The 25,537-nt window shown below is 44.0% G+C and carries 23 protein-coding genes and 1 riboswitch; of the genes, 12 read left to right on the top strand and 11 right to left on the bottom strand.

Features of this window, described 5'->3' with window-relative positions:
* Nucleotides 1-120 precede the first annotated feature (120 nt).
* On the bottom strand, nucleotides 121-936 hold the full coding sequence (gene thiM, locus FOF60_RS04690; RefSeq protein WP_192469541.1) for a hydroxyethylthiazole kinase: 816 nt from the start codon (nucleotides 934-936) through the stop codon (nucleotides 121-123).
* 69 nt (nucleotides 937-1,005) lie between these two features.
* Nucleotides 1,006-1,115, bottom strand: a riboswitch (TPP riboswitch).
* 203 nt (nucleotides 1,116-1,318) lie between these two features.
* A complete protein-coding gene (locus tag FOF60_RS04685) occupies nucleotides 1,319-1,456 on the bottom strand; it encodes a DUF3951 domain-containing protein (protein ID WP_192469542.1) in 138 nt (45 codons plus the stop codon).
* Nucleotides 1,457-1,581: 125 nt separating this feature from the next.
* Between FOF60_RS04685 and pepT the strand changes: the two genes are divergently transcribed.
* The 7 genes from pepT (at nucleotide 1,582) to FOF60_RS04650 (ending at nucleotide 9,542) form a co-directional block, all read left to right on the top strand.
* A complete protein-coding gene (pepT, locus tag FOF60_RS04680) occupies nucleotides 1,582-2,814 on the top strand; it encodes a peptidase T (RefSeq protein WP_192469543.1) in 1,233 nt (410 codons plus the stop codon).
* Between the two features lie 212 nt (nucleotides 2,815-3,026).
* Entirely contained in the window at nucleotides 3,027-3,890 is an 864-nt protein-coding gene (locus FOF60_RS04675; protein ID WP_192469544.1) for a LiaG family protein, read from the top strand.
* 324 nt (nucleotides 3,891-4,214) lie between these two features.
* Nucleotides 4,215-5,948 carry a sensor histidine kinase gene (locus FOF60_RS04670; RefSeq protein ID WP_192469545.1) on the top strand — a complete coding sequence of 578 codons (1,734 nt, stop codon included), beginning with the start codon at nucleotides 4,215-4,217 and terminating at the stop codon, nucleotides 5,946-5,948.
* A gap of 3 nt (nucleotides 5,949-5,951) precedes the next feature.
* Nucleotides 5,952-6,683 carry a LytR/AlgR family response regulator transcription factor gene (locus tag FOF60_RS04665; protein ID WP_192469546.1) on the top strand — a complete coding sequence of 244 codons (732 nt, stop codon included), beginning with the start codon at nucleotides 5,952-5,954 and terminating at the stop codon, nucleotides 6,681-6,683.
* Between the two features lie 159 nt (nucleotides 6,684-6,842).
* Nucleotides 6,843-8,294 carry a carbon starvation CstA family protein gene (locus FOF60_RS04660; protein WP_192469547.1) on the top strand — a complete coding sequence of 484 codons (1,452 nt, stop codon included), beginning with the start codon at nucleotides 6,843-6,845 and terminating at the stop codon, nucleotides 8,292-8,294.
* 2 nt (nucleotides 8,295-8,296) lie between these two features.
* Complete coding sequence (locus tag FOF60_RS04655; RefSeq protein ID WP_192469548.1) at nucleotides 8,297-8,449, top strand: hypothetical protein; 153 nt, start codon at nucleotides 8,297-8,299, stop codon at nucleotides 8,447-8,449.
* Nucleotides 8,450-8,603: 154 nt separating this feature from the next.
* Complete coding sequence (locus FOF60_RS04650; RefSeq protein WP_192469549.1) at nucleotides 8,604-9,542, top strand: ketopantoate reductase family protein; 939 nt, start codon at nucleotides 8,604-8,606, stop codon at nucleotides 9,540-9,542.
* Between the two features lie 279 nt (nucleotides 9,543-9,821).
* Here the strand turns inward: FOF60_RS04650 and buk are convergent, their stop codons facing one another.
* The 8 genes from buk to FOF60_RS04610 all read right to left on the bottom strand — a co-directional run bounded on the left by buk (nucleotide 9,822) and on the right by FOF60_RS04610 (nucleotide 20,119).
* Nucleotides 9,822-10,880, bottom strand: a complete 1,059-nt coding sequence (buk, locus tag FOF60_RS04645) for a butyrate kinase (protein WP_192469550.1) — start codon at nucleotides 10,878-10,880, stop codon at nucleotides 9,822-9,824.
* A 14-nt stretch (nucleotides 10,881-10,894) separates the two neighbouring features.
* The gene (locus tag FOF60_RS04640) at nucleotides 10,895-11,815 is read right to left on the bottom strand and encodes a phosphate acyltransferase (RefSeq protein WP_192469551.1); all 921 of its coding nucleotides are present in this window, start codon (nucleotides 11,813-11,815) and stop codon (nucleotides 10,895-10,897) included.
* Nucleotides 11,816-11,835: 20 nt separating this feature from the next.
* Complete coding sequence (locus FOF60_RS04635) at nucleotides 11,836-12,906, bottom strand: Glu/Leu/Phe/Val family dehydrogenase (protein WP_225649795.1); 1,071 nt, start codon at nucleotides 12,904-12,906, stop codon at nucleotides 11,836-11,838.
* A gap of 322 nt (nucleotides 12,907-13,228) precedes the next feature.
* Nucleotides 13,229-14,353: an NADH-dependent flavin oxidoreductase gene (locus FOF60_RS04630; protein ID WP_192469552.1), complete on the bottom strand. Its 1,125-nt coding sequence runs from the start codon at nucleotides 14,351-14,353 to the stop codon at nucleotides 13,229-13,231.
* A 257-nt stretch (nucleotides 14,354-14,610) separates the two neighbouring features.
* A complete protein-coding gene (locus tag FOF60_RS04625) occupies nucleotides 14,611-16,851 on the bottom strand; it encodes a sensor domain-containing protein (RefSeq protein ID WP_192469553.1) in 2,241 nt (746 codons plus the stop codon).
* Between the two features lie 178 nt (nucleotides 16,852-17,029).
* Complete coding sequence (locus tag FOF60_RS04620) at nucleotides 17,030-18,331, bottom strand: DUF2254 domain-containing protein (RefSeq protein WP_264647692.1); 1,302 nt, start codon at nucleotides 18,329-18,331, stop codon at nucleotides 17,030-17,032.
* 196 nt (nucleotides 18,332-18,527) lie between these two features.
* Nucleotides 18,528-19,598 carry a lipocalin-like domain-containing protein gene (locus tag FOF60_RS04615; RefSeq protein WP_192469555.1) on the bottom strand — a complete coding sequence of 357 codons (1,071 nt, stop codon included), beginning with the start codon at nucleotides 19,596-19,598 and terminating at the stop codon, nucleotides 18,528-18,530.
* An 86-nt stretch (nucleotides 19,599-19,684) separates the two neighbouring features.
* Nucleotides 19,685-20,119 (bottom strand): SRPBCC family protein, encoded by a 435-nt coding sequence (locus FOF60_RS04610; RefSeq protein ID WP_192469556.1) that lies wholly within the window; start codon nucleotides 20,117-20,119, stop codon nucleotides 19,685-19,687.
* A 155-nt stretch (nucleotides 20,120-20,274) separates the two neighbouring features.
* Here FOF60_RS04610 and rluF point away from each other — a divergent pair, with 155 nt between their 5' ends.
* From rluF to FOF60_RS04585, 5 genes are all read left to right on the top strand, one after another.
* Entirely contained in the window at nucleotides 20,275-20,988 is a 714-nt protein-coding gene (gene rluF, locus FOF60_RS04605) for a 23S rRNA pseudouridine(2604) synthase RluF (protein WP_413632887.1), read from the top strand.
* 235 nt (nucleotides 20,989-21,223) lie between these two features.
* On the top strand, nucleotides 21,224-22,132 hold the full coding sequence (locus tag FOF60_RS04600) for an ABC transporter permease subunit (protein ID WP_192469557.1): 909 nt from the start codon (nucleotides 21,224-21,226) through the stop codon (nucleotides 22,130-22,132).
* Between the two features lie 12 nt (nucleotides 22,133-22,144).
* Complete coding sequence (locus FOF60_RS04595; protein ID WP_192469558.1) at nucleotides 22,145-23,044, top strand: ABC transporter permease subunit; 900 nt, start codon at nucleotides 22,145-22,147, stop codon at nucleotides 23,042-23,044.
* A 214-nt stretch (nucleotides 23,045-23,258) separates the two neighbouring features.
* Entirely contained in the window at nucleotides 23,259-23,705 is a 447-nt protein-coding gene (locus tag FOF60_RS04590) for a MarR family winged helix-turn-helix transcriptional regulator (protein ID WP_225649754.1), read from the top strand.
* Nucleotides 23,706-23,720: 15 nt separating this feature from the next.
* A complete protein-coding gene (locus FOF60_RS04585; RefSeq protein ID WP_192469559.1) occupies nucleotides 23,721-24,929 on the top strand; it encodes an MFS transporter in 1,209 nt (402 codons plus the stop codon).
* 259 nt (nucleotides 24,930-25,188) lie between these two features.
* Here FOF60_RS04585 and FOF60_RS24540 read toward each other — a convergent pair whose 3' ends face one another.
* A complete protein-coding gene (locus FOF60_RS24540) occupies nucleotides 25,189-25,488 on the bottom strand; it encodes a CBO0543 family protein (RefSeq protein ID WP_413632886.1) in 300 nt (99 codons plus the stop codon).
* Between the last annotated feature and the right edge of the window lie 49 nt (nucleotides 25,489-25,537).

Genomic DNA, 25,537 nt, shown 5'->3' with positions numbered 1-25,537 from the left:
TGAACTATGTTTCTATGAAAGTTGACTCTAATAATGAGAAAAGAGCAACAAACTTAATACCGACCTGCAAATTAGCTTTATATTACGTTAAAATCGGCTTTAGGATTTTAACAAAAATCTTTACGAAAACAACCTTTTATCAAAAGAACTTTTATTGTAGATTTCCTCAGCATCCAAGTGGTAAAGCTGGTTCAAGAACTCTACTTGAAAACTTCCCGGTCCATGCATGGCGCTTTTGTCTGCGGCAACTTCCGCTGCTACTCCATAAATGATCACTGCAACAGCTGCTGCTTTCAGAAAATCCTTTTCAACTGCTGTAAATGCCCCGATTACCGAAGTCAGCAGGCATCCGGTACCGGTTACCTTCGTAAGGATTGGGTGTCCATTACTGACTACAAACGTAGACTTCCCGTCTGTGATAACGTCTTCCTTCCCTGTCAGTGCTACAATCGTGTTCAATTTTTGCGCTGCGGATTCAGCCAGCTCGATTACATCCCCATCTGAATCTCCTGCGTCAACACCGCGTATGCTCCAGGTTTCACCGGCAACATTCGCTATTTCCGCAGCATTTCCCCTGATAATCGAAATCTCTAATTCTTCCATCAGCCTTCTCGCAGTTTCGGTCCGATAAGCAGTCGCCCCCGCGCCGACCGGATCAAGTATGACCGGAACTCCCTGCTCATTTGCCGCTTTACCGGCAATCAGCATCGACTCAACGACTTCCGGCCGCAACGTTCCGATATTCAGCACAAGGCTCCCCGCCATGCCTGCCATTTCAGCGACTTCCTCATGTGCAAAGGCCATCACCGGGGATGCGCCCAAAGCCAGCAGTCCATTAGCGGTAAAATTGGTGACCACTACATTGGTGATATTATGGACGAGCGGATTCTCCCTCCTTACTCTTTCTAGCAAGCCAGCAATCTCTCTTTTTTCCATCCTGATTCCTCCTTAAAAAATAAAAAGCCAGATCCGTAAATGGACCTGGCTTAAAAGCAAAGTAAGAAAACTTCTCTCACACTACTTTCCTACGCTGGTATTACCCAGATCAGGTCCGAAGGGTTAAAAGACTTAGCGTCTTCCTCTCAGCCCGCAGCAGGGCACCCCTAGTAGTAAATCGAATATTCAATTATCTTAATCCTAGTCTTAACTTTTATATATGTAAAGTGAAAAGTTCATTTTCTGTCTTTTTTTAGTTCTTTCTTGATTTCTTCCAGAAGCTTGAGTTGCGAACCTGCCCATCTGTTATTCTTGCAGCCAGTTTTTGCAATGTGATCGTGATGGACCAGAGAGACTATATCAGGACAATGATGACACGATATCAATCATCTTTCTTTTTTCCCTCGGCAAGATCATCAAACGGAGTATAGGTATTGCTTGGCAGCTTCCCGGAAGTGATGATTCTATAAATCGAATAAAACACAACAAACAGTACAATAGCCGTGAACACATAACCCATATTCCCCAGCCTCCTTTTCCATACATTATACATGTAAAAAATGGAATTTTCATTCTTTTTCAAATGGTGTTTCAGACGTTCTGTGCTAATATGAAAATATACATACAAATGGGAGATGAAAGACAATGAAAAATGAGATTATCGAAAGATTTACCTCTTATGTAAAAGTTGATACTCAATCAAATGAAAACAGTGAAACCACTCCTTCGACGGAAGGCCAGCTCACTCTTGCCAATATGCTGGTCGAGGAGTTGAAATCAATCGGTATGGAGGAAGTCAGTATTGACGAAAATGGTTATGTGATGGCCACACTTCCTGCCAATACGGAAAAAGATGTACCTACAATCGGCTTTCTGGCTCATGTCGATACAGCAACTGATTTTACCGGCAAAAATGTTAATCCGCAGATTGTGGAAAACTTCGAGGGCAACCAGATTATCCTGAATGATGAACAGAATATCATCCTGTCGCCTGCTGATTTTCCAGAACTCCCTCAATATAAAGGACATACTCTGATCACCACTGACGGAACCACGCTGCTTGGTGCTGACAATAAAGCCGGAATCGCCGAAATCATGACAGCAATGGCTTATTTGATCAAGCACCCGGAAATCAAACATGGCAGGATCCGTGTCGCTTTCACGCCAGATGAGGAAATCGGAAGAGGACCTCATAAATTCGATGTCGAGGCGTTCAATGCAAAATACGCCTATACCGTCGATGGTGGTCCGCTTGGCGAGCTGGAGTATGAAAGCTTTAACGCAGCCAGCGCCAAGGTGACATTTAAAGGCAAGAACGTCCACCCTGGAACAGCAAAAGGAAAAATGGTGAACTCGGCCAAAATCGCCATGGAATTCAACAGCAAACTTCCAGCAGAAGAAGCGCCTGAGCATACGGAAGGATATGAAGGCTTCTTCCACCTCAGTTCGATCAATGGTGATGTGGAGGAAACGACGCTGCACTATATCATCCGTGATTTTGACCGAGACAGCTTCCAGGCACGAAAGGATTTGGTGCAGAAAATCACCAATGAATTAAGGCTGACTTATGGTGAAACCCGCGTTGAACTCGAAATGAATGACCAATATTATAATATGAAGGATAAAATCGAGCCGGTTAAAGAAATTGTCGACATCGCCTATGAAGCAATGGAAAACCTCGGCATCAAGCCGATCGTCAAACCGATCCGGGGTGGCACAGACGGTTCCCAGCTAAGCTATATGGGACTGCCGACACCGAATATTTTTACAGGCGGAGAGAATTTCCACGGAAGATTCGAATATATCTCTGTTGATAACATGATGAAATCAGTAGAAACAATTGTAGAAATTGCTAAACTTTTCGAAGCCAAAGCTTAACTAACAACAAGAAGCCAGATTCCCAGGTATACGGAAATCTGGCTTCTTTTTTTAGGGATTGTTGCTGAGATCTCTCGAATAGAGTCCCGCTGAGCGACCCATTCAGAAATCAGCCTCAGGTCCTATCGAGATTTAAATCGGAGGTGCATTGGGATTTAGAGTGATTCCCCTTATTCTGGATATAGAATGAGATTTGAGAGGAGATTTTAAAAATGAAACGGATTTTAGTTATTTTCCTGGTGATTACCGGGGCTTATATTGCCTGGAATTACATCTTTGATGGCGACGGAATGAACTTTGCCAGGGCGAAAGATTCGATTAAGGTAACTGATCAAACGGACAAAATCAAGATTGATGTTTCCAGTGTACAGACGGAAATTGTTCCTGAGGACACTCAAGATGTCCGCGCAGAATTAGAAGGAAAAGGTACGGTAAAAGTTAAGCGGCATGGTGATGAAATAGAGGTCTCTGTCAAACGGAAAGGCTTCTTCTGGTTCAACTGGTTTGAGAGGGATCAGACTTCCCTCACCGTTTATATCCCTGAAGACTACGATAAAGACATGGATATCGAGCTCGGCTCCGGGAAGATTGATTTTAACGGTCAGTCGGCCGACAAACCTATGAAGCTAAGAAATCTGGCACTCAATATTGGTTCAGGAAGCCTTACACTGGAAAACTTCGATGTTGAAAATCTTGAAAGCCAGAGTTCATCCGGAGAGGTGGAAATGAATCTCATTGATGCCGTGACCGGCTCATTTGATGTCAGCTCCGGCAGGGTCCTTGTCAAAAACTATTCTGGAAAGTTGGATGCAGATGTTTCCTCCGGTAAGCTAGAAATCCAGATGGGCCAGTTGCTGGATGATGTAAACCTGGACGTCAGCTCTGGTTATATCGGTTTGGATCTGCCTGAGGATGCCGACTTCACATTGAACGGAAAGATCAGCAGCGGAAACATATCAAGCAATTTTCAGCTTAAGGACAAAGAGCAGTCTGACAACCGCCTGAGCGGTAAACACCGAAGCGGAAAATTCGAAATCAAAGCTGATGTATCAAGCGGGAATATTAATATAAATTAAGATTTAGTATTGGCGGCGAACTGGAAAAAATCAAGCGAAATTTCCAGTTCGCTATAAAAAATAGAATTTCGCTATATAAATCATATTTTCGCTATATAAATTTGAATATCGCTATAAAAACCCAAAAGTCGCTATATAAATAAAAGCTTTGCTATAACCAACCCACTTCCACCATAATTGCACAAGCAAAAATGCATTTCCCCCTAAAACAAAGCCTGGCAGCAGCACGCCAGGCTTATACTTATTTAAAATCGGACAGTGTATCTTTGTTTTTCTCAACCATTCATTTAAAATAAGTGCAAATACTTCCTGAGGAGTACGGTTATGTTTGAATTACTCATTACGATGCTGGAACGGCTTGGCATCATTGTGACGATTGCCTTCATTTTAACAAGGTTCCGCTTCTTCCGGGGGTTGATTTACCATGATTCCCTGAACAGGCGACAGCAATATTTTGCGATTGTATTCTTTGGTTTTTTCGGGATTATTGGTACATATTCAGGGATGAGCTTTTCAACCGATACGCTACGGTTCGACCCCTGGACTGCCGACCTGGCATCTGATGAAGCGATTGCCAATTCCCGGGTCATCGGAATCGTGATTGCCGGTTTGCTTGGCGGCTACAAGGTCGGTATTGGCGCCGGCCTAATCGCAGGTTTGCATCGTTTCACGCTCGGAGGCTTTACCGCTCTTGCCTGCGGACTCGCAGCAATAGTTGCCGGAATCATCGCAGGTCGTTTTCAAAAGAAGAAAAACAATGTCAACCTGAGGACCGCCTTCCTGGTCGGGGCGATTGCCGAAACGGTGCAAATGCTGATTATCCTTTTGATTGCGAAGCCTTATGAGCAAGCGCAAACACTCGTCGAAATTATCGGAGTTCCAATGATTATTGCAAATGGACTTGGGTCTGCCCTATTCTTAATGGTTATAAAGAATGTTGTATCGGAAGAAGAAAAGACTGGGGCGATGCTCGCACAAAAAACATTGCGGATCGCCGACCAGACGCTTGCCTACCTGCGCAAGGGCATTAATCAAGATTCAGCACGTGCTGTCTGCCAGATTTTACACACTGAAGTCCAAACCAGTGCAGTCGCAATCACAAACCAATCTGAAATCCTAGCCCATATCGGGCTTGCTGATGACCATCATCGCTCAACAAGTCCTATCCAGACGCAGATTACGAGGGATGTGCTGAAAAGCGGCAAGCTTGTCGTCGCCAACGATGAAACAATCCACTGCCGTGAGCAAAACTGCCCGCTTGGCGCTGCGGTGATTGCCCCATTAAAACTGCGCGACGAAACGATTGGCACGCTTAAGTTTTATTTTAGATCAGAAAAAGAAATCACCAATGTCGTCATTGAACTGATCTCCGGACTCAGCAATCTGCTTAGCAACCAGCTTGAAATTGCTGAAGCCGAAAAAGCCTATCAGCTTGCCAAGGAAGCGGAGGTAAAGGCACTGCAGGCACAAATCAGCCCTCATTTCCTTTTCAATACTTTGAATGTCATCACTTCGCTGATCAGGATTGACCCAGCAAAGGCGAGAAAGCTGTTAGTGTCTCTTTCCCACTTCCTGCGTCAGAACCTGACAGCAACGACGGTGTCGATGACAACTCTAGAACAGGAATTAGCCCATGTGAAAGCTTATCTAGCTATTGAAGAGGCTCGATTTGTAGAAAAATTGAAGGTTACCTATGATATTGAAGATGACGCTTTGCCTGTTAAAATCCCGCCGCTGACGCTGCAGCCAATCGTAGAAAATGCCGTAAAACATGGAATCAAGAATATGGATCATGACTGCCAAATCCATATAGAGATTCATAAAGTTGATAAAAGCACGCTAGTAATGGTGAGAGATAATGGACAGGGAATGAGCAAGGAACGGATTAATCAGTTAGGTAAACAAATAATTGATTCTGAAACAGGAAGCGGAATCGCGCTATTTAATGTAAATAGAAGACTAACAATGAATTTTGGGGAATCAGCCTCCTTGAGGATTGAAAGTGAGCCAGGAATAGGCACGAAGATTTCCTTTACAATTCCCCAAGCGGAGGAATGACAAATGGACAAGATGATACGCACTTTAATCGTTGATGATGAATTATACAGCAGGGAGGAGCTGAAGCATTTATTGCAGTCCTTCCCTTCCATCCAGGTTGTCGGGGAAGCTGAATCCGGTGAAGCTGCAGTCATGAGGGCCTTACAGCTCCATCCCGATGTTGTTTTCCTTGATGTTGAAATGCCGAAAATGAATGGAATGGAAGCAGCAAAAACACTGATGGAGCTTAAAAAAACACCGCTGATTGTGTTCGCAACGGCCTATCCGCAATTTGCTGCCGAGGCTTTCAGATACGAAGCAGTTGATTACCTGCTAAAACCTTATGATGAGAATCAGTTGAAGGAGACGGTCCTCAGGATTGAAAAGCATTTCCAACCGCCAGCAGAACAGGAGTCAGTCAAGCAAACCGGCAAGCTAGCCGTTGAGGGAGATGGAGAGATTTTTTATCTCGACCCAAATGACATCCTGTACATATCGAGAGAAGAAAAGTATTCAAAAATCGTGACCGAAACCAGGGAATATGAAACCAAGATTCCTTTAAAGGATCTGGAAGCCAGGCTGACAGCCTATTCTTTTTTCCGCATTCATAAAAGCTATATTGTCAATCTCGATTACGTTACCCGCCTCACTCCATGGTTCAATGGAGCCTATCAACTGGAAATTAAAGGCCGGGAAGAACTGCTATCAGTCAGCCGGAATTATGTAAAATCACTTAGGATTCAGCTGGAATTATAGATTCTATAAAGCATCTTAGAGATGCTTTTTTGCATTTCAATCGACAATTTTTGCACTTCAAGCTCATTTTCCTGCATCTTGTTCACAAAACAGCCATAATTCCACCTTCTCTATTATACTCAATGTAAACGCATACAATTTACTTTGAGGAGGTTTCATATGTATACCTTTCTAGCTGGTATCGCACTTTTAATTATTGGTTATTTTACGTATGGCAAATTTGTAGAGAAGGTATTCGGCGTGAACGAAGGCCGTTCCACTCCGGCTTATACACATAATGATGACGTTGACTATGTGCCAATGTCCACAGCAAAGAACTCTTTGATTCAGCTTCTTAATATCGCTGGTGTAGGTCCTATATTCGGACCAATCATGGGCGCGCTTTACGGACCGGTTGCTTTCCTTTGGATCGTTCTTGGCGCTATTTTCGCTGGTGCTGTCCATGACTATCTTACAGGTATGATCTCGATTCGTAACCGAGGTGCACACCTTCCTGAACTTGCAGGGAAATTCCTTGGCAAAGTCATGAAGCACGTAGTTAATGCATTTGCGATTCTTCTTTTACTATTAGTTGGAACCGTTTTCGTCACAGCTCCGGCTGGCTTGCTCCATACATTAATGGACGGAAAGGTAACAATGGGAATCATCATTGCAGCAATCTTTGTTTACTACATTTTGGCGACGCTTCTTCCTGTTGATAAAATCATCGGCCGCTTCTACCCGATCTTCGGCGCATTGCTGTTGATCAGTGCGGTTGGAGTAGGCGCAATGCTTGTTATCACTGGAGCACCGATCCCTGAATTATCTTTAACGAATTTCCACCCTGATAATGCAGCGATCTTCCCGCTATTGTTCTTAACAATTTCTTGCGGAGCACTGTCAGGTTTCCATGCAACACAAACACCGATCATTTCTCGTACAACGCAAAATGAAAAACAAGGCCGTAAGATTTTCTACGGCATGATGATTGCTGAAGGTGTAATCGCAATGATCTGGGCTGCTGCGGCAATGAGCCTGTTCGATGGCTACAACGGCTTGAACGATATGCTTGCTAACGGCGGACCTGCGGCAATCGTAAGTGAAGCTTCAACAGCTATGCTTGGCGCAATCGGCGGAACGCTTGCTGTTCTTGGTGTAATTGTACTTCCGATCACTTCTGGTGATACTGCATTCCGAAGCGCGCGTATGATTATCGCTGACTACTTCAATTTTTCACAGAAGAAAATTGCCAGCCGTCTTTGGATCGCTGTTCCGTTGTTCGTAATCTCTTTCGCTTTGACAAAAGTAGATTTTACGATTCTTTGGAGATACTTCTCCTGGGCTAACCAATCAACAGCAGTAATCGCGCTTTGGGTTGGTGCCATGTACCTATTCATCGCCAAGAAGAATTACTGGATTGCCGTGATTCCTGGCATGTTTATGACAGCAGCTACCACTTCTTATATCCTTAATGCACAAATTGGATTCGGCCAGTCTCTGACAGTTTCCAATATCGGCGCATTAATCGTAACAGTTGTCATCACGGTTATTTTCTTCAATGCTGCCAAGAAGGCTCGGGCTAATAACATCCCGCTTGATGAAGATATCTCCAGCTATAACAGGGTGGCGTAACGATGAGCGGATGCTGCAGTCCGGAATACCGCAAAACGGTCAATGAGAAGGAAAGTCAGGTGAATGAGAAAGGGAAAGAGCAGCTTCCCCTTCTCGCAAAAATCATCATTGTTCTCATTACTGCAGGAGGGCTGCTCGCAGCCTTTCTTGTATAATATTATAAAAGCTCCAGCTCCAGCCCCTCGAGGCGCTGAAGCTGGACAATCCTCGAAGTTGAAGCAAACAAACCTTTCTGATAATTTTAAAGAAACCCTTGTGCACGCTTGATTCCAGGCGTGCACTTTTACATAGACTAGGAGGTTAGCGGAAATGAAAATATTAATCGTAGGAGCAGGTGCGATTGGCGGCTACTTTGGCGGACGCCTTTTAGAAGAAGGAGAAGATGTCACGTTTTTGGTGCGTGAAAAGCGCCAGCAGCAGCTTCAATCAAATGGATTGCTGGTCGAAAGCATTCACGGGAATATGCATGTTCAGAAACCAGCGACGATTTTGGCAGGAGAAAATGTGGAACCATATGATGTAGTTTTTGTCTCTACAAAGTCCTACCACTTGGAGGGCGCGATCGAGGATATCAGGCCGTATGTGGGAGATGACACGATGGTTCTGCCATTATTGAACGGAATTGCCCATGTAGATGTGCTGAAAGAGGCTTTTGGGGCTGAAAGAATAATAGGCGGCCTATGCTTTATCGAGACAACACTGGATCAGGATGGAAAAATCGTTCAAACCAGCCCAATCCATGATTTCGTATTCGGTGAATGGAATGGCGAAAAAACGGAACGAATTTTACAGCTGGAAAAAGCATTCAGCGGAACGAAGGCAAGTTTCCGCCTTTCTGAAAAAATTCAGCAGGAAATGTGGCACAAGTACTTATTTATCACCTCCCTAAGCGGCATCACCTCCCTGTTCAGGTCACCAATCGGTCCTATTCGCGATCAAGAGCACGGCTGGAATACAATCGACACACTTGTGCATGAAGCAGCGGCAATCATGGAGAAAATTGGCGCGCCGCTTGCATCAGGAGCTATTGAGGCCACACTTGGGAAAATGAATGAAATTGGGCACGGAATGAAATCCTCCCTGCAGCGGGATATGGAAAAATCACTACTGACAGAAGCTGATCACCTCTTTGGCTACTTGCTGGAGAAAGCCAAGGAATTGGATTTGGCTGCGCCTGTTCTTTCTGCCATCTATGCTAATGTGAAAATCTATGAGAGTGGACTAGGTACTGGAAAAAATCCGCGATAATTTCCAGTTTGCGAATAAATCCTGTTTTTTTGCGAATAAAATGTTATTTTTGCGAATAAAACCTGTATTTCTGCGAACAAATCCTTTTTTTTGCGAATAAATTTTATTGTTTTCCTAATAAATCTAGTTTGTTGCCAGAAATACTTTCATTTTTGCAAACAAGTTTACTTTTCTGCTAATAAATTCTTATCAACTTGCTATATATATCCTTTATTTTTGTCAAAAAAAAGTGCCTGAGCCTTTATGTGTCTTCGCAAAACACATATGCTCAGGCCTTTTTCAATAAATTTTCGCTTCTTCCTGCCCTTTCATCACTCTTAAAGCCCCGGCAGCCAATGCTTCCATTTCCGCTTCACCTGGCAGGACGAAAACTTTTCCCATAAAACTGATTTTCTTCTTAATCAATTCTATAATCATATCTGAATGGGCGATTCCCCCGGTAAGGATGATTCCGTCTAGCTTCCCTTCCAGGACGGTTGCCATTGCCCCAATCTCTTTTCCAATCTGATGTACCATCGCTTTTAAAATAAGGTCAGCCTCCATGTCACCCTCAGCGGCCCATTCCTCAACTTCTATGAGATTCTTAGTGCCCAGATAGGAATACACACCACCCTGCTTTATCAGCCGCTGAAGCAATTCTTTTTCGGTATATCTCCCTGAAAAACAAAGCTGGACAAGTTGTTTTGCCGGGAGCCCGCCCGCTCTTTCAGGTGAAAATGGTCCTTCATTTTCAGCATTATTGACGTCTATGATCCGTCCATTCTGCACCGCAGCTATCGAAATACCGCCACCAAGATGGGCAACAACGACACTTGAATCTTCTAGGCCTTTCCCAAGCCCAGCTGCAGCTTCTCGGGAAACGGCCTTGATATTGAGTGCATGAACATGGCTCTTTCTTTCAATATCAGCCAGGCCGGAAACTCTTGCCTCCGGAATCAGTTCGTCCACGCATACTGGGTCAACAATAAATGCCGGTATGTGGTGAGCGTCAGCAATTTCTGCTGCAAGCATCGACCCCAGGTTCGAAGCATGATTTCCATATTTCCCTGAACGTGCGTCATTCAGCAAATTCTCATCAACGATGTATGTCCCACTGTCCATTGGCTTGAGCATTCCACCCCGGCCAACGACTGCGTCCAGCTCTGAAGGATTGAAATCCTGCTGCCGTAAAGTTTCGACGATGGACTCAAGCCTGTACGGCAGCTGGTCTTCTAATTCCGGAAGCATCATGATTTCAGCATCAGGATGGCGGATAATCTGTTCTAAAAGTAAAACCTCATTTTCATAAACTGCAAGCTTTGTAGAAGTGGACCCTGGATTTATCGCTAGGATTTTCATAATACCTCTCCTATCTAGACGCTGACCGTTTTATTGGATGCCGCAACGACGGCCAGTGCAATCGAGGCCAATTTAGCCTCCGCTGTATCTGACCGGGAGTTCAATACGAGTGGCACTTTCGCACCCAATACTATTCCCGCCATTTTTCCCTGAGCAAAATAGGTAATCGCCTTGCCAAGGAAGTTTCCAGCCTCAATCGTTGGAACAATGAGCAGATCCGCTTCGCCTTCAAGCTCGCTGTCCAGCCCTTTATGGAGGAGCGACTCCCGGCTGATGGCGAGGTCGAGCGGAAGCGGTCCTTCTATCAGTAGGTTGAGACTTGATTCATTTCTTATCAGCATGGCCAGATGGTCGGCTTCGACGGTCACAGGCATCTTCTCGCTGACTCGTTCGTTGGCTGCCAAAATCGCTACCCGCGGCCGGTCGACTCCAATTCTGACAAGAAACTCTGCACCATTCAGGATGATTTGCTTCTTCTGCTGAAAATCCGGCGCTATATTGATGCCGCCATCACTCATACTGATCAGCCGTTGTGCCCCCGGGATATCAAAAACGGAGATATGGCTGATGATGGAGCCAGTTTTTAAATTAAGCTCCTTATGAAGGACCCCTTTTAAAAATGGCGTGCTATTCACGAACCCTTTCATGATAATCTGCACATGTCCCTCGCTTGCCAGTTTAGCGGCAATAAAAGCATTCTCTTTTTCAGTATAGGCAGGATAAACTGGATACTCGTCTACAGAAAAGGCGATTTCCTTAGCCAACTCAAAAATTATCTGCGGGTCACCGACCAAATAAGGTTCTATGATTCCCAGTTCCACAGCCACTTTGACAGCCTCGAGCACATCCCGGTCGTGTGCGGCGGCGACGCTCATTTTTACAGGCGGCCTCGTCTGTGCAGCCTCAATGACTTCTGCAAAGCTTCTATAGCGCATGCTGTACCACCTCCAGTTTTTCAGCCTGTATACTTGCTTTGAATCATGCTGATCTTTTCAATCTTCTCTTCTACTAATATATTTGCAGCTTTATACGTTGGTATATCGTGAGTTTTGGAGATTTTGTAGATTTTTTCCAGAATGTCGTAAATCATGCTTGCATTCCTGAAAGCCCGGTCCTTGCTGTACTCGTGAAGTTCATCCGCAACCTGAATTAAACCGCCTGCATTTGCCACGTAGTCCGGAGCATAGAGGATCCCTTTCTGATGCAGCATGTCGCCGTGACGTTCTTCTGCAAGCACATTATTCGCTGCTCCGGCAATTGCCAGACACTTAAGTTTTGGAATTGTGATGTCATTGATGACGGCCCCCAATGCATTGGGGGAGAATATGTCGCACCCTACGCTGTATATATCAAGAGGATCGACTGTTTCGATATCGGGATATTGCTCCCGGACTTCTTTTACATTCTCTTCAAAAATATCGGTGACAATCAGCTTCGCGCCCTCTTTATGAAGGTGGCCAACGAGAAATCGGCCGACCTTGCCAAGTCCCTGGACAGCAATTTTCCGATCGAGAAGTGAATCTGTGCCGAAAATCTCTTTTGCAGTTGCCTTGATTGCCTTCCACACACCGAAGGCCGTAATAACAGCAGAGTTCCCGCTGCCGCCATATTCTTCCGGCAGACCAACCAGATACGATGTTTGCTTTGATGCGGATACGAAATCCATGCCAACCGTGCCGACATCCGTTCCTGTGTAAAATCGTCCCTTTAATGTTTCAATGAATGAGCCGAAAGCCTGGAAAAGCTCATCCGATTTTTCCGACTTGGGATCACCGATGATGACCGCTTTCCCGCCTCCATACGTCACCCCCGAAACGCCGCATTTATAGGTCATTCCTTTCGAAAGGCGCAGAACATCCCGCAGCGCATCTTCAGTACATTCATAATCCCACATCCGGCATCCACCAAGCGCAGGGCCGAGCGTCGTATCGTGGATCGCAACGATCGACTTCAATCCCGTTGCCTTGTCATAATTGAAAATCACCTGTTCATGCCCATGGTTTTTCATTTCCTCAAAAATATCCAGCACCATTTTCTGTTCTTCCGTCAGCAACACAAACATCCCCTCCCGTAATCGGTCCTAGCAAAGCTGCGTCAGTCTAGGTAGATTCAGGTCTCGTTCAAATGTAAACCCTTACATATTTTCATTATAAAGACTTCATCTGCTGCTTACGGTGATATATCTTACACTTTTATGGCAAATGAACTGGAAAAAAACGAGGATAATTTCCAGTTCGCCAATAAAATTTTATTTTCGCCAATAAAACTCTCAGCTAATGCAAATCCGCTTAAAATGACCGAAAAAAAGAACCAAAACAGCAGCTTTGGTTCTTTTAAATGCAACTTTTTTATTGAATGCCTGGAAACCAGCCTGGTGTATTGACGATTGCCTGCCATAATGGATCCGGTACGACGAGTCTAGCCTGCGCACCTGTATCGATCTTTGTTTCAATTTCATTTTCACGGCCAGATGCAACTTTTTCGACCCAATCCGGGTCAATGATTAGTTCGCGGCCTAAAGCCAGCAGTGGTACTCCAGTTCCAAACGCTTTGATTACATCATCCGCGCTATAAAGCGAACCGACACCGATGACAGGAACTTTGCTGCCGACCCGCTCGTGGATGATTTCCATTCTGGATCGGTCATCATTGACACCCCTTCTTGGCTTCGACCAGAAATCGTTCAACGAAACATGCAAGTAGTCGAGCTCCTTATCTGCCAGGACATCTATCAACTCCAAAGTATCTGCCATTGTGATTCCCGGCTCCTCAGGTTCTTCCGGCGAAAATCTGTATCCGACAATAAACGGTTCCTTTGCATGCTTTGCGGTCACTTTTTTCACCTCATCAACAACAGCCAATGGAAATGCCATCCTTTTTTCCAGGGAGCCTCCCCACTGATCATCACGTCTGTTAGAATGAGGCGAAAAGAATTGCTGAATCAAATAGCCGTTGGCTCCGTGGATCTCGACGCCATCAAAGCCTGCTTCAATCGCTCGGCGAGTTGTCTCGCCAAACGCCGCAATGATCTGTTCCACTTCTTCTCCAGACAATGCTCGTGGTGCTTTTGCGCTATTGCGCTCTGATTGAACATCGCTCGCACTGACGATATCACCGTTTGGCACAAGCTCGGGAGGACATTCGCGGCCGCCATGGAAAATTTGCAGCATCGCTTTTGCTCCTTCAGCTTTGATCGCAGCTGCCAGCTTCTTAAGGCTTGGGATCATTTCATCGGTATCGGCACCGAATTCTCCATGAAATCCTTTCCCGTTCCGGGTTACATATGTACACGCAGTTACCACCATGCTGACGCCTTGCGAACGGCGGGCATAATACGCTACCTCTGCGTCAGTTACAGTTCCATCCTCATTCGACGAAAAATTGGTCATCGGCGCCATGACAAGTCTATTTTTCAGTTTAATGCCATTCCCGAACGTAAAAGTATCAAATAATGGTTTATATTTTTCATTCATTACTATGTTCCTCCTCCTTTGTATACGAAAGTGTAATAGCCCAAACAGTCTCCTGTTAAACATCCTGATTATTATTTGTATTCTACTCGAAAAAAAACAGCGAAATTTAATTCCGCTGTTTTGCTGCTGTGTACGTTTCCTTGTATCCTCACAATTAAACCTTCTTATCTTATTTACTTCTCATATCAATCGCTGCCATAATTGTTTTTACCTGCTGTTCCGTCATCCTTTGCAGTTTGCAAAATAAAGACACTCCGCTACTGCAGAATGCCTTCATGCTTCGTATTTTTAAATAGCAATTCTTCCATTTCTTCTACTGGCAAAGGTCTGCTGAAATGATAGCCTTGTCCAATCACGCAGCCATTTTTGAGCAAAAATGCAACCTGCTCCTGTTCCTCGACACCTTCAGCAATAACATCGAATTGCAGATTATGTCCCATATCAATGATTGTTTTGACCATCGCCCCTTGATTGGAATGATGGATGATATCATCAACGAATGATTTATCGATTTTGATTTTATCAATCGGAAAATGCTTCAGTAAGCTTAACGATGAATAGCCGGTACCAAAATCGTCAATCGCAAGCGTTATGCCAAGCTCCTTCAGCTGGTCCAGGATCCTCGCTGTCTTCTCACTGTTCTGCATGACGCTTTCTGTGATTTCAAAATCCAAAAAATCCGGGGCAAGCTGCGTATCGTTCAATACCTGTTTTACCGTATCAATGAATCGCTCTTCCTGGAGCTGCCGCACAGAAATATTCACTGAAATCGGTATTGGTTTGCAGCCTTTCTCCTGCCACTCTTTGTTTTGCGCCGCCGCCTTCTCCAACACCCATTTGCCAAGCGGGACGATCAACCCTGTTTCCTCGGCCAGGGGAATGAATTCAGCAGGTGATATGAGACCTTTCTCTGGATGCATCCAGCGTACAAGTGCCTCTACTCCGATGATTCCCCCTGTTTCCATATTAAACTGCGGTTGATAGTGAAGCATAAGCTGATTTTGCTCCAATGCTTTTCTAAGACCATTCTCCAGCTCCATTTTTCGTGATGAAAGTCCGTGCAGCTGAGTCGTGTAAAACTGGTAATTGTTCTTTCCGCTGTCTTTCGCCAGGTACATCGCCGTATCCGCATGTTTGATCAGCGTTTCCTCATCCTGGCCATCCTCTGGTGCCATGCTGATTCCGATACTCGGCGTCACAAATAACTCCTGGCCTTGGATGGTGATCCCTTCATTAAACTCATTCAAAATCCTGTCCGCAACTTCAATGACTTGTTCCCTGCTGACAGCTTTGAGTACAATGATGAACTCATCACCACCCTGGCGCGATACCAGCCCCTGGTCGTTGATCGCATTCTTCAGCCTGCTGGCAACAACCTTTAACAATAGATCGCCAAAACGATGTCCTTTAGTATCATTGATAATCTTGAAACGGTCGAGGTCAAGGAAGAGTACTGCGAGCATCTCGCTGCCGGTTGATAGTGCTGCATTCAGATGCTTTCTTACCATATTTCGATTCGGCAGCCCGGTAAGCACGTCATAATAGGCCATATATTTAATGGTTTTTTCCGCCTTCTTACGCTGCGTCAAATCGCGGCCGACAATTTGCTCAGCCATTCTTCCCTCATATAAAATCGGCATTGCGGACATTTCGACATCTATCTCTTGCCCGTCTGTCTGTGTCGCCTTAAATTTGAACCACAGTTTTTCCTCAGGATCTTCATCTATTGTCAATTCACGGTTTTTGATCCGGGACAGTACTTCAGAGGGGATCAATTTGGAGATCGGCTGTCCGATTAATTCTGCCGGACTTTCCGCCTTGAACAGCCTGCAGCCGGCCTCATTGATGTAATCCAGCTTCCCTCTGCTGTAGACAGCAATCAAGTCAGGCGACATTTCCACAAGGCTGCGGTAGCGTCCTTCACTTTCCTGACGGTCGGTGATGTCGAAAAGGACACTGGTAAAATCAACGAAATTCCCATTATCATCTATGACAGGAATGCCTCTATCCTGAATCCAGCGCACCTCACCATCAGGACGAATGATCCGATATATACTGGTGACAGCTTCCCCTCTTGAAAACCCCGCTTCTCTCTCCGTTAAAATGTGCAGGTCCTCAGGGTGGATAACCTTTTTCCAGAGCGTGTTATCTTGATAAAATTCTTCAGATGAATGTCCGTATAATTTTTCGATACCAGTTGTGATCAGCAATGTACCCGATTTTAAATCATGGGACCAAATCGCTACATCCAGGGTATCAAATATGTTTTTAAGTCTTTTTTTGTGCCCATCCAGATCCTCTGCTGCACTTTTTAATCCCCTAAATACAAGGAAAACCAATGTGATGTAAACAAAGGACACAGCCAAATCAATCAAAAAGCCTTCCGCTTCATTTATGGAAAAATAAAACGAAGTCAGCCAATCAATCAGCTCCGCGAACAGAAGAAAAATAATTATAGTTAAACCGGTGTATCGTTGTATCTTCCCTTCATTGCCCATTAAAATAAATCCTCCTGTGCCTAGCTGCATGAATGTCTGATGTAAATTTTAAATATTCTGAAGTAGTTCCACTATTAAAATAACAAACAAACCAGGTATCGCACAACGGAATTATTACATATGACCCATAAAATTGATGAATTTTGTCATTTTTTGTCTAGAAAAGGCAGGGGATCCATTAAAGAGCGATCCCCAGCACTGTTGATAGTTCTCTTTTTTTCTCGTTCAAATAGATCTGGTCGAGCTCCTTCAATTCGTTCGAATCGAATTTTTCCATGCTGTAGATATACAGCTCCCATATGCTTTTCTTCAAGGAATCGTCGGCTGTTCTTCCAATCAGCAGAAAAGCGTCTATTAAAGCGGTAAGGATGGAAAAGTCCTGGCTCCCATAATGGACAATTTGATAAAAGGATAAATACAGGATATCCATCGTGCGCTTTTGCTTCCCGATGATTCTTGGCTGCATATCTTCATCATAATAAGCTATATACCGTCCATTTGAACGGACTCGGCATAAATGAGACAGGGCCATACCTAGATAGGAAATACAGACTCTAGCGGTATTCGGGTCATTAATACCCGGTGAGATGGCCCTCAAGGCTACCTCGACAATCTTTTGCAGCGCAAATTCAGGATCCTGGATCGATGACCGCTCTTTTCCGAGCCTTAAGTATTGATTTAAGACAGCATCAATATCCTCATTGATTTCACCACTATGGTGGACTCTGAAGGCAATGCTGTCTTCGGTCAGAAAATCACCGTTCAGGAAGTTAGCTTCAATCCCGAGTTCGTTTTCAGATGCATATTTCAATAGTCCCTGATAATCTGTAAGCTGAACATAACCGTACCCCCTGCATTTTACATCCCGGACAAATTCGTAAGTGAATCCTGCATCTTTCCTGTCATCAATCACATTTGTGTATTCGCTCTCCAGTGTATCCTCCTGTCTTCTGATGACCTTTAAAGCGCCCTCAGTGATCTCCCTGATCAGCGTGCTGACCTGGACGGAAGTGGCGACATTATGGATAAAATAAGCGAAGAATGCAAGACAGATGAACGCAATGAAGACTCCAACCGTTGCCGAGATTACCTCGCTCTCATACCAGGTTTCACTCATGAACAGCAAAGATAAGATCGAGTAAACAAATCCTCCCATGAAGATTCCGAGCACTCGTAACGTCACGGGATCCTCGACAAAGTTACTCAGCGTCCTCGGAGAAAATTGAGATGAATATGTAGTCAGTACGACCATGATCGTTGAAAAAGTAATCGTCGTCATCGTCAGCAGAGCACCAGAAATCGAACCTAAAATCGTCTGTGCCAGCTCTACATTCGTCAGCAAAAACGAAGGGACTATACCATGTGCCAATTCGTTATGATCGATGTAAATCACGGCTAATGCCAGCAGGAATGCCAGTACGCTATAGATAACCGGCTTCAGCCATATACTTTCCCTTATTCGTAAAGCGAATTTTTTCACCAAAACTTCCCAGCCCCTTAGTTACCAACTCTTTCCTTACTTATTTAGACCATTTGGGGCAGGTTTAATCCTATATAGTCTATTCTCAGTGATTTATGGCCAAATTCCCGATGATATTTCACTTTTCCTAACGAACTTGCTTGATTTATTCTCAGTAAAACAAAAACCTTGCCACTAGCAGCAAGGTTCCCATTTTTCAATTTGCATATCCAACAAGTTCCATGAAACCTTTTCCGGATAGTGGCCTGCTTTTTCCATCAGCCAGCCTCTCTCTGCCGATTACTTTACATGTCCCTTCCCAAATAGCCTGTATTGGGCCGATGATGAGCATTTCCTGGTTTGGGAATTCTGCTTCGACATGAAGGTCAATTCCGTATTCAGGAATGCGAATCTCCCATTCTACTGGATACCTGGCATTTGTTCTCAGGCTTTTCCAATGCTTTATTTTTTGGAAAGTTATATTTCTCGTAAAACGAATACTGCCGTCCTTTTCAATAACATTTGCCATTGGCTTTCCGGGGGACATTTGATTTAGCAGCAGCTCGCGCCCGTCGCTAAGCTGTATCCCAAACCAGTCCCAGCCGGATCCTTTGACCAAAGAGTAATCACGTCCCCATTGATGATCAAACCAGCCAGTACCGTTTACATTTTCACTTATTGAATCTGTCTTTATTCTTCCATTCACAGCATTTCTCGTAGTAGAGTAATAGTACAAATCATCAGGCTTTCCATCATCGCCTATCAGTGCGGCAGGCTTCATTGGGGTGAACTCAAGCTCGACTTCCGAAATTCCCTCCTTTAAAAGCACATCAAAACCCAGGGCATCTTCCCCTTTGAAGTTAAGCTGATGTCTCCCATAGATCAATTTAAGGGGATCCGGATTTATTCTCGCAACCTTAAGAAATGTATGCGGAGGAGGTATATCGCCCTTAAGCAACTTTTTGTAGAGTCTCCAGATTCTCTTGTCTGTCGGATGGAGCAAAAGGTAGAAAGGCAGATAGATGGCTAGCATCGCTAGCTTCACCTTTGAATCAAAACTTGAAAAATTAGAGCGTTTTTTCCTGTTCAGGTCGATCAAAGTATGGATGATATAATGCCCTTTGCCAATCTCAAGCTCACCCACCCTGAAAAATGAGGCCATCACAGCATACCGGCCGCCCCTGTCTCCATTCAGAAAAGCGAAAAAGTACCACCATTCAATATTGGAATCACCATGCGGACCTGCATCCTTTGGAAGGGAAATCTTTTCTAACCGTTCTTCATTCATCCCAGAACACACCTTCTTTTTTAGTAAGGTATGCAAGGGAGATTAAAAAAGCATTAAAGAAGTCCTTCCCTTCTTCGATGTTTTTCTTACCCTTCTATTATTTCTTTCAATTTTTTCAGGTCCTTCATATTTGCTTTTTTCATCATCGAAGCCATAAAAGGTGAAACCAGTTTCGAAAAACCTGATGGCTCTCCCTGGTTCCTCAAGGTCATCTTTGTTGTGTTTGAGTCAATTGCTTTCCATGTGTATGTAGTCTTCATCGGAAATGGACCCTCTGAGGTTTGCATCACCAATTTCTTTCCCGGGACATACTCTACGATTTCATAAATATACGCAAGTTCCCGGCCAAGGAACTTTGCCTTGAATGCAATCCTTGAACCAATAACCAACGGCTTCTCTGTAAGCCATTCAGCACTGTCAATATTCACATACCATTCAGGAGCGTTGTCAGGATTCGCTGCATATTCAGAAACCCTCTCAACCGGGGATTTAATTTCTATTTCTGTCAGGACGTTAACCAATATAATTCCTCCATGTCCAAGCATTTTTTACATTATAATATAATTTGAGCCTGAATCGACTCAATCTTGCCGTTTTTATTCCATCCTGCCCGAAAGCTTGAAAATAAATCTGCAGTGGAATATCCTTAAATGTATACTTCATATTTAAGGATGGGATTAACCTGCGTATCAATAAATTCATCAGCGAAACTGGTAAAACGTCAAGGCGCGGCGCTGATCGGCTCATTGAGGAAGGGCGTGTGACAATCAATGGGAAGGTTGTGAAAATCGGCAGCCAGGTTGAGCCTGGAGATGTTGTCCGCCTGAATGGCGAAGAGATCAGGATGGCACAAAACTATGTATATATTGCTTTGAATAAACCGGTCGGCATCACGAGCACAACTGAAAGGCATGTGAAGGGCAATATCATCGACCTTGTCAATCACCCGCTAAGGATTTTCAACATCGGACGGCTTGATAAGGATTCCGAAGGTTTAATTCTTCTTACAAATGACGGAGACATCGTCAATGAGATTCTCCGCGCTGAAAACAAGCATGAAAAGGAATATATAGTCTCAGTAGACAAGCCTATTACGCCGGAATTCGTCAAGGCGATGTCAGAAGGCGTGAGGATCCTTGGAACAAAAACACTTCCCGCAAAAGTGGTCCAACTATCAAAATATGAGTTCAATATCATCCTTACACAAGGATTGAACAGACAGATCCGGCGCATGTGCGAAACTCTTGGTTATCAAGTTGTCAGGCTGCAGCGCATCAGGATCATGAACATCCATCTCGGGAACCTGCCAATTGGGCAATGGCGTGACTTGAATAAGAAAGAGAAAAGGCAGCTATTCAGCGACTTGAATTACGAGCCTAAGGAATGGTAAAAGGATGAGCATCTGCCGCTCATCCTTTTTTTGCTTTTCTATAGCTGCGTTTGCATTGATCGTTACTTTCTAAAACGAAGCAGTCCTCAGTCTATTTTCTTCACCCAAGAGGAACATTTGAGAATGAATTTCCTCTTCTACTTCTGTCACTAAAATTTAATGAATAAGTACTTTTTTGCACCTTTCTAAAATAGAATTGGGAAACAAAAGGAATTTCTGAAGAGGTGAGTAAGCTTTGAAAAAGATTTTATACAATGTGGGCTTCTTCATCATAGTAAGCATCTGCCTCGTATTGATCGCTTTGTTCCCAAGAGAAGCAATGGTGACTGGAGAAGGCCGGGCAGCAAAAGTAGTGTATACTTACGACTTTTCCTGGAAGGAATACAAAAACAATATCACTGTTTTCATTGAGGGATTGGTTAGGGATACCAGCTTTGGCGAAACCCGATACAAAAAGCCAGTTGAGGAGGAAGTCATCCTCTATTTTTCCCGCAGTTTAAAAATCATTCTTCCTGCTTTTCTCTTCAGTTTGGCAGCAGGGATCGTTAAAGGGGTTTTTGACTATAAAAACTCTCTTAAACGAAGAAAAATCTTCGGAAATTGGACAACATGGCTCCTTATGTCCATTCCTGATTTCTTCGTCATCCTGCTTGTCCAGTGGATCATCATCTTTTATGTCAATTGGATTGATATCTTTGGTCATGAACAATGGTTCAACTTCTTCATCCCTGCTCTGTTGGCTGCCATCTATCCCGCAATGTATATCAGCAAGATCACTTCAGGTGCTATTTCAAGTGAGGCCGGGAAGCAATATGTCCAGGTGGCAAAGGCTAAGGGATTCAATGAAAAGCTCATCATCCATCAACATATTTTAAGAAACTGTGCTGGCACAATCCTGAATAATGTGCCGACCATGATGATTTACATACTCTCGAACCTGCTGTTTTTGGAGTATCTGCTCGACTATAAAGGAGCAGCGTACCGCCTCTGGCTGGCTCTCGACTTTGAGCCGCGGATTTTTATCGGCAGGGAATCATTCTATGAACCTAGCGTGATTATTTCCTTTGGAATTTGTTTCATGGCAATTGTGTTATTTGTTCAAATTTGCAGTCATCTGCTCAGCAAACGGCTTGATCCCCGGTAGGAGGTTTGTGACTTGAGAAACTGGCATTTAATCATTGGAACCATATTATTGTCTTTCCTTTTAATAGGAACTTTAATTGGGCCCTATTTTCCCTATATAAAAGAAGGTCTACAGGAAAATCGCATGGTAATGGAAAATGGAAAATTCCAGAGGGCTCCCTTTCCCCCTTCATCCCAACATTTTCTAGGGACAGACCATGATGGACGCGATCTGTTCAGCATCCTCATTGCCGGGGCAAAGGATACGATTCTCTTAATCTTTGCCATCACCATAATCAGATATGTATTGTCACTGGTATTGGTCTTACTATCATTCATATGGAAACAGCCATTTACCTGGCTAATTAACTGGTGGAATCAGCTATCTTCAGGCCTGCCGATCATTTTCGCTTCAATCTTATTCATCACACTTCCCATTTTCACATTCAGTCCCAATCGTGTGGTCTGGGTGGTCATCATTCTGGCACTGGTTGAATTGGGAAGAGTCAGCTATATCATGCAGCAGAAAATACTCTCAATCTCCAGAACTCCCTTTGTTGAGGCAGGCATCACAATCGGAAGCGGACCGGTCCGTTTTTTCAAAGATTATTATATCCCTAATCTATTGCCCGATCTCATCGTGAACTTTTGCATTGATTTGGGAAGGGTAGCACTATTGCTTGGCCAGCTCGGTATTTTCAGCATCTTTGTTACCCAGCTATTCGTCCAGACAAGCTATGGATTTGGTGAATTGAGAAATACAAGCCTTAACTGGCCAACACTGCTGGGGGAGGCGAGAGGCGATTTATTAAAAGCATTTTGGATTCCATTTTTCACAGCAAGTGCAATTACCTACCTGATCCTGACATTCAATATTCTTGGTGAAGGGCTAAGGCGGTATTTTGAAAAAGGAGGACATTCGAACTTAAATTAAAACGCTGTGATGCGGGACTGGCGCGGATAACTTATATATGGTGTAATAACCTATGCAAAAACTGCGGCAATGCGGTCGCAAGAGTTATCGATTAAAGGTACCTGGCTGAGTCCAGGTATTTTTTTTACTCAATAATAGTTTGTATACAAATTATATTTACACTAAACAATTTTCGTGCTACCATTTTTATATAGCATACGAGGAGGACTTGTTCATGGAAATATCTATGGATAAAGCAATTGGCTCAGCATCTGTTCGTTTGAGCAAGAAGCTTACACGCATCATTAACTATTACTTAAAGCCTTATCAGATTACGACGGAACAGTGGAGTGTATTGCGCACTCTGAACGAGGGTAATGGAATTTCACAAAAAGAGCTATCGATCCGGTCGGATAAAGACCAGGCGACTTTGACGAAAATCCTGGACCTTCTTGTGAAACAGGAAAATGTTGAAAGGCTCGCCAACCCTCTCGATCGCCGTTCCTTTTTGGTGAAAATCACTCCGAAAGGCGCAAACCTTGTGGAGGAAGTGACACCTTACCTTGAAGAAATCTTCATCAAGATCACAAATGGAATAGATGAGAAAAGGCTCGCAATCTTCAGAGAGGTTTTACTTACAATGGAAGACAATATCGATGGACTTCTGGAGGAAAACAACTAGAGAGAAGGCAATATAATGAACAAAACATCCAAGTTATGGACAGCACAGTTTACGGCCATTGTGATAATGGCTTTTTTATTTTTCCTATGCCTGCAGCTTTTGACTGCCGGCTTCCCCGCTTTCATCACTGACATTAAAAACAATCCTGCACAGGGTGGCTTGATGACAACTGTCTTTATGGTATCTGCCATCGCGACTCGTCCTTTTGTACCTTCCTTGATGCAGAAACTGGACAATAAGAAATTAAGCCTTATTTCCCTTGGCTTTATAGCCGTTTCTGTAGCCTTGAGCTTCGGTCAGGATTCCGTGCTGCTATTGCTACTGCTCAGAGTGATCCATGGTGCAGGTTTTGGGATCATTACGACGATTTTCTCGACAATGGCAACCAATATCATCCCTGCGCATCGGCTTGGTGAAGGAATCGGCTATTACGGAATGGCCACCAGTGTAGGGACAAGTCTTGGGCCGATGCTGGCGCTCGCTTTGCTGGAGGGATTTTCTTTTAACATCCTGATCATGATTTCGGTAAGCTTGACTCTGCTCACCTTGTTTTTGAACTTGTTTATAAAAAGCCCGCGCAAGCAAGTCCAAGCAAGGGCGACAGTCAAGAAAGGCCATTTCAGGGAGCATGCCTTTGACCGTCATGCCTTTACACCAGCGATTCTTACAGCGTTCTTCTCCATCACACTTGGCGGAGTAGTAAGCTTCCTCCGGGAATTAGGAAAAGAGGCAAACCTTGGGGCAACAATCTCTTTATTCTTTCTGGTCTTGACAATTGTGATGGTCATTATCAGGCCCGTTTCTGGAAAAATGTACGATAGTTTCGGTCATAAATTCATCATCTACCCTGCTGTGATTTCAGGGATCATTGGACTGACACTTTTGGCCATCACTCAAAATACCATGACACTTTTAATCGCTGCCGTTTTTTACGGGTTGGCATATGGGACAGTAGCACCGACCCTTCAGGCCCTTGCGGTAAGCGCGGTACCAAAGGAGAAACAAGGAACAGCAAATGCGATGTACTTCTCCTCCATGGACCTTGGAATGGCTCTGGGTTCTGCCGGACTAGGACTGCTCGCCTCCTACACCAGCTACCATTTCATTTATGGATTTTCGGTCGTGTTCCTGGTCGGACTGCTGATTGCCTACACTTTCATTTTCGTTGCGAGAAAGAAACCTGAAGATCAATTTGTTAAAGCATCTGAAGAGGTTGGATTTTAAAAAACACGGTGGAAGGTTTTCCGCCGTGTTTTTTGCCTTTCGAACCTGATTTTTTTATGTTTCATGAATGCTTGCTATTTTTCCTTTTCGCTGTTTTCATAGCCTGCTGAAATAACACTGTTTACTGTTTATTTTTATTTTCCCGCCTGACTTCATGTCTTGTGATATACATCCACATGGTGATATAGGTCAGAAAAAGCAGAACTAGAAATACCGGCGCTGACAATACATTCTGTATCAACAAGTTAAGCCACCTCTTTTACTTTAGGCTGTCCAGCGGAAACGGAAATAATAAATAGAAAATAACTGCAAGCGGGATTGATAGGATCCATGCAATTACCGGTTTCCGATAGTGTATCCACAAGATCACAAACAAAATTAAATTAAGCCAAATGTTATGCCAGCTGTTCCAGCCATTATCATAAATAAACATTCCCCTGTGAGCAAATAAAGCCTCTATGATCGTATAAAAGCCTACCCATACACCCACATAGATCAGTTGGTTTCGCCTTGTTTCGGGAAAACGCTGGAGGTAAATGATCAACCCGACTGGGCAAATAAAAAAAAGTGAATGCGATATTGATGATAGAATGGTTCAGCCAGTCTGC

The sequence above is a fragment of the Mesobacillus jeotgali genome (assembly GCF_014856545.2).
In the GTDB taxonomy this organism is placed as follows: domain Bacteria; phylum Bacillota; class Bacilli; order Bacillales; family Cytobacillaceae; genus Mesobacillus.
Note: the sequence above shows the minus strand (reverse complement) of the source record. Positions and strands in the feature narration are given on the sequence as shown.

What these genes read in the sequence shown, in the direction of transcription:
- thiM (WP_192469541.1), bottom strand. Translation starts at nt 936, where the DNA reads ATGGAAAAAAGAGAGATTGCTGGCTTGCTAGAAAGAGTAAGGAGGGAG.
- FOF60_RS04685 (WP_192469542.1), bottom strand. Translation starts at nt 1,456, where the DNA reads ATGGGTTATGTGTTCACGGCTATTGTACTGTTTGTTGTGTTTTATTCG.
- pepT (WP_192469543.1), top strand. Translation starts at nt 1,582, where the DNA reads ATGAAAAATGAGATTATCGAAAGATTTACCTCTTATGTAAAAGTTGAT.
- FOF60_RS04675 (WP_192469544.1), top strand. Translation starts at nt 3,027, where the DNA reads ATGAAACGGATTTTAGTTATTTTCCTGGTGATTACCGGGGCTTATATT.
- FOF60_RS04670 (WP_192469545.1), top strand. Translation starts at nt 4,215, where the DNA reads ATGTTTGAATTACTCATTACGATGCTGGAACGGCTTGGCATCATTGTG.
- FOF60_RS04665 (WP_192469546.1), top strand. Translation starts at nt 5,952, where the DNA reads ATGGACAAGATGATACGCACTTTAATCGTTGATGATGAATTATACAGC.
- FOF60_RS04660 (WP_192469547.1), top strand. Translation starts at nt 6,843, where the DNA reads ATGTATACCTTTCTAGCTGGTATCGCACTTTTAATTATTGGTTATTTT.
- FOF60_RS04655 (WP_192469548.1), top strand. Translation starts at nt 8,297, where the DNA reads ATGAGCGGATGCTGCAGTCCGGAATACCGCAAAACGGTCAATGAGAAG.
- FOF60_RS04650 (WP_192469549.1), top strand. Translation starts at nt 8,604, where the DNA reads ATGAAAATATTAATCGTAGGAGCAGGTGCGATTGGCGGCTACTTTGGC.
- buk (WP_192469550.1), bottom strand. Translation starts at nt 10,880, where the DNA reads ATGAAAATCCTAGCGATAAATCCAGGGTCCACTTCTACAAAGCTTGCA.
- FOF60_RS04640 (WP_192469551.1), bottom strand. Translation starts at nt 11,815, where the DNA reads ATGCGCTATAGAAGCTTTGCAGAAGTCATTGAGGCTGCACAGACGAGG.
- FOF60_RS04630 (WP_192469552.1), bottom strand. Translation starts at nt 14,353, where the DNA reads ATGAATGAAAAATATAAACCATTATTTGATACTTTTACGTTCGGGAAT.
- FOF60_RS04625 (WP_192469553.1), bottom strand. Translation starts at nt 16,851, where the DNA reads ATGGGCAATGAAGGGAAGATACAACGATACACCGGTTTAACTATAATT.
- FOF60_RS04615 (WP_192469555.1), bottom strand. Translation starts at nt 19,598, where the DNA reads ATGAATGAAGAACGGTTAGAAAAGATTTCCCTTCCAAAGGATGCAGGT.
- FOF60_RS04590 (WP_225649754.1), top strand. Translation starts at nt 23,259, where the DNA reads ATGGAAATATCTATGGATAAAGCAATTGGCTCAGCATCTGTTCGTTTG.
- FOF60_RS04585 (WP_192469559.1), top strand. Translation starts at nt 23,721, where the DNA reads ATGAACAAAACATCCAAGTTATGGACAGCACAGTTTACGGCCATTGTG.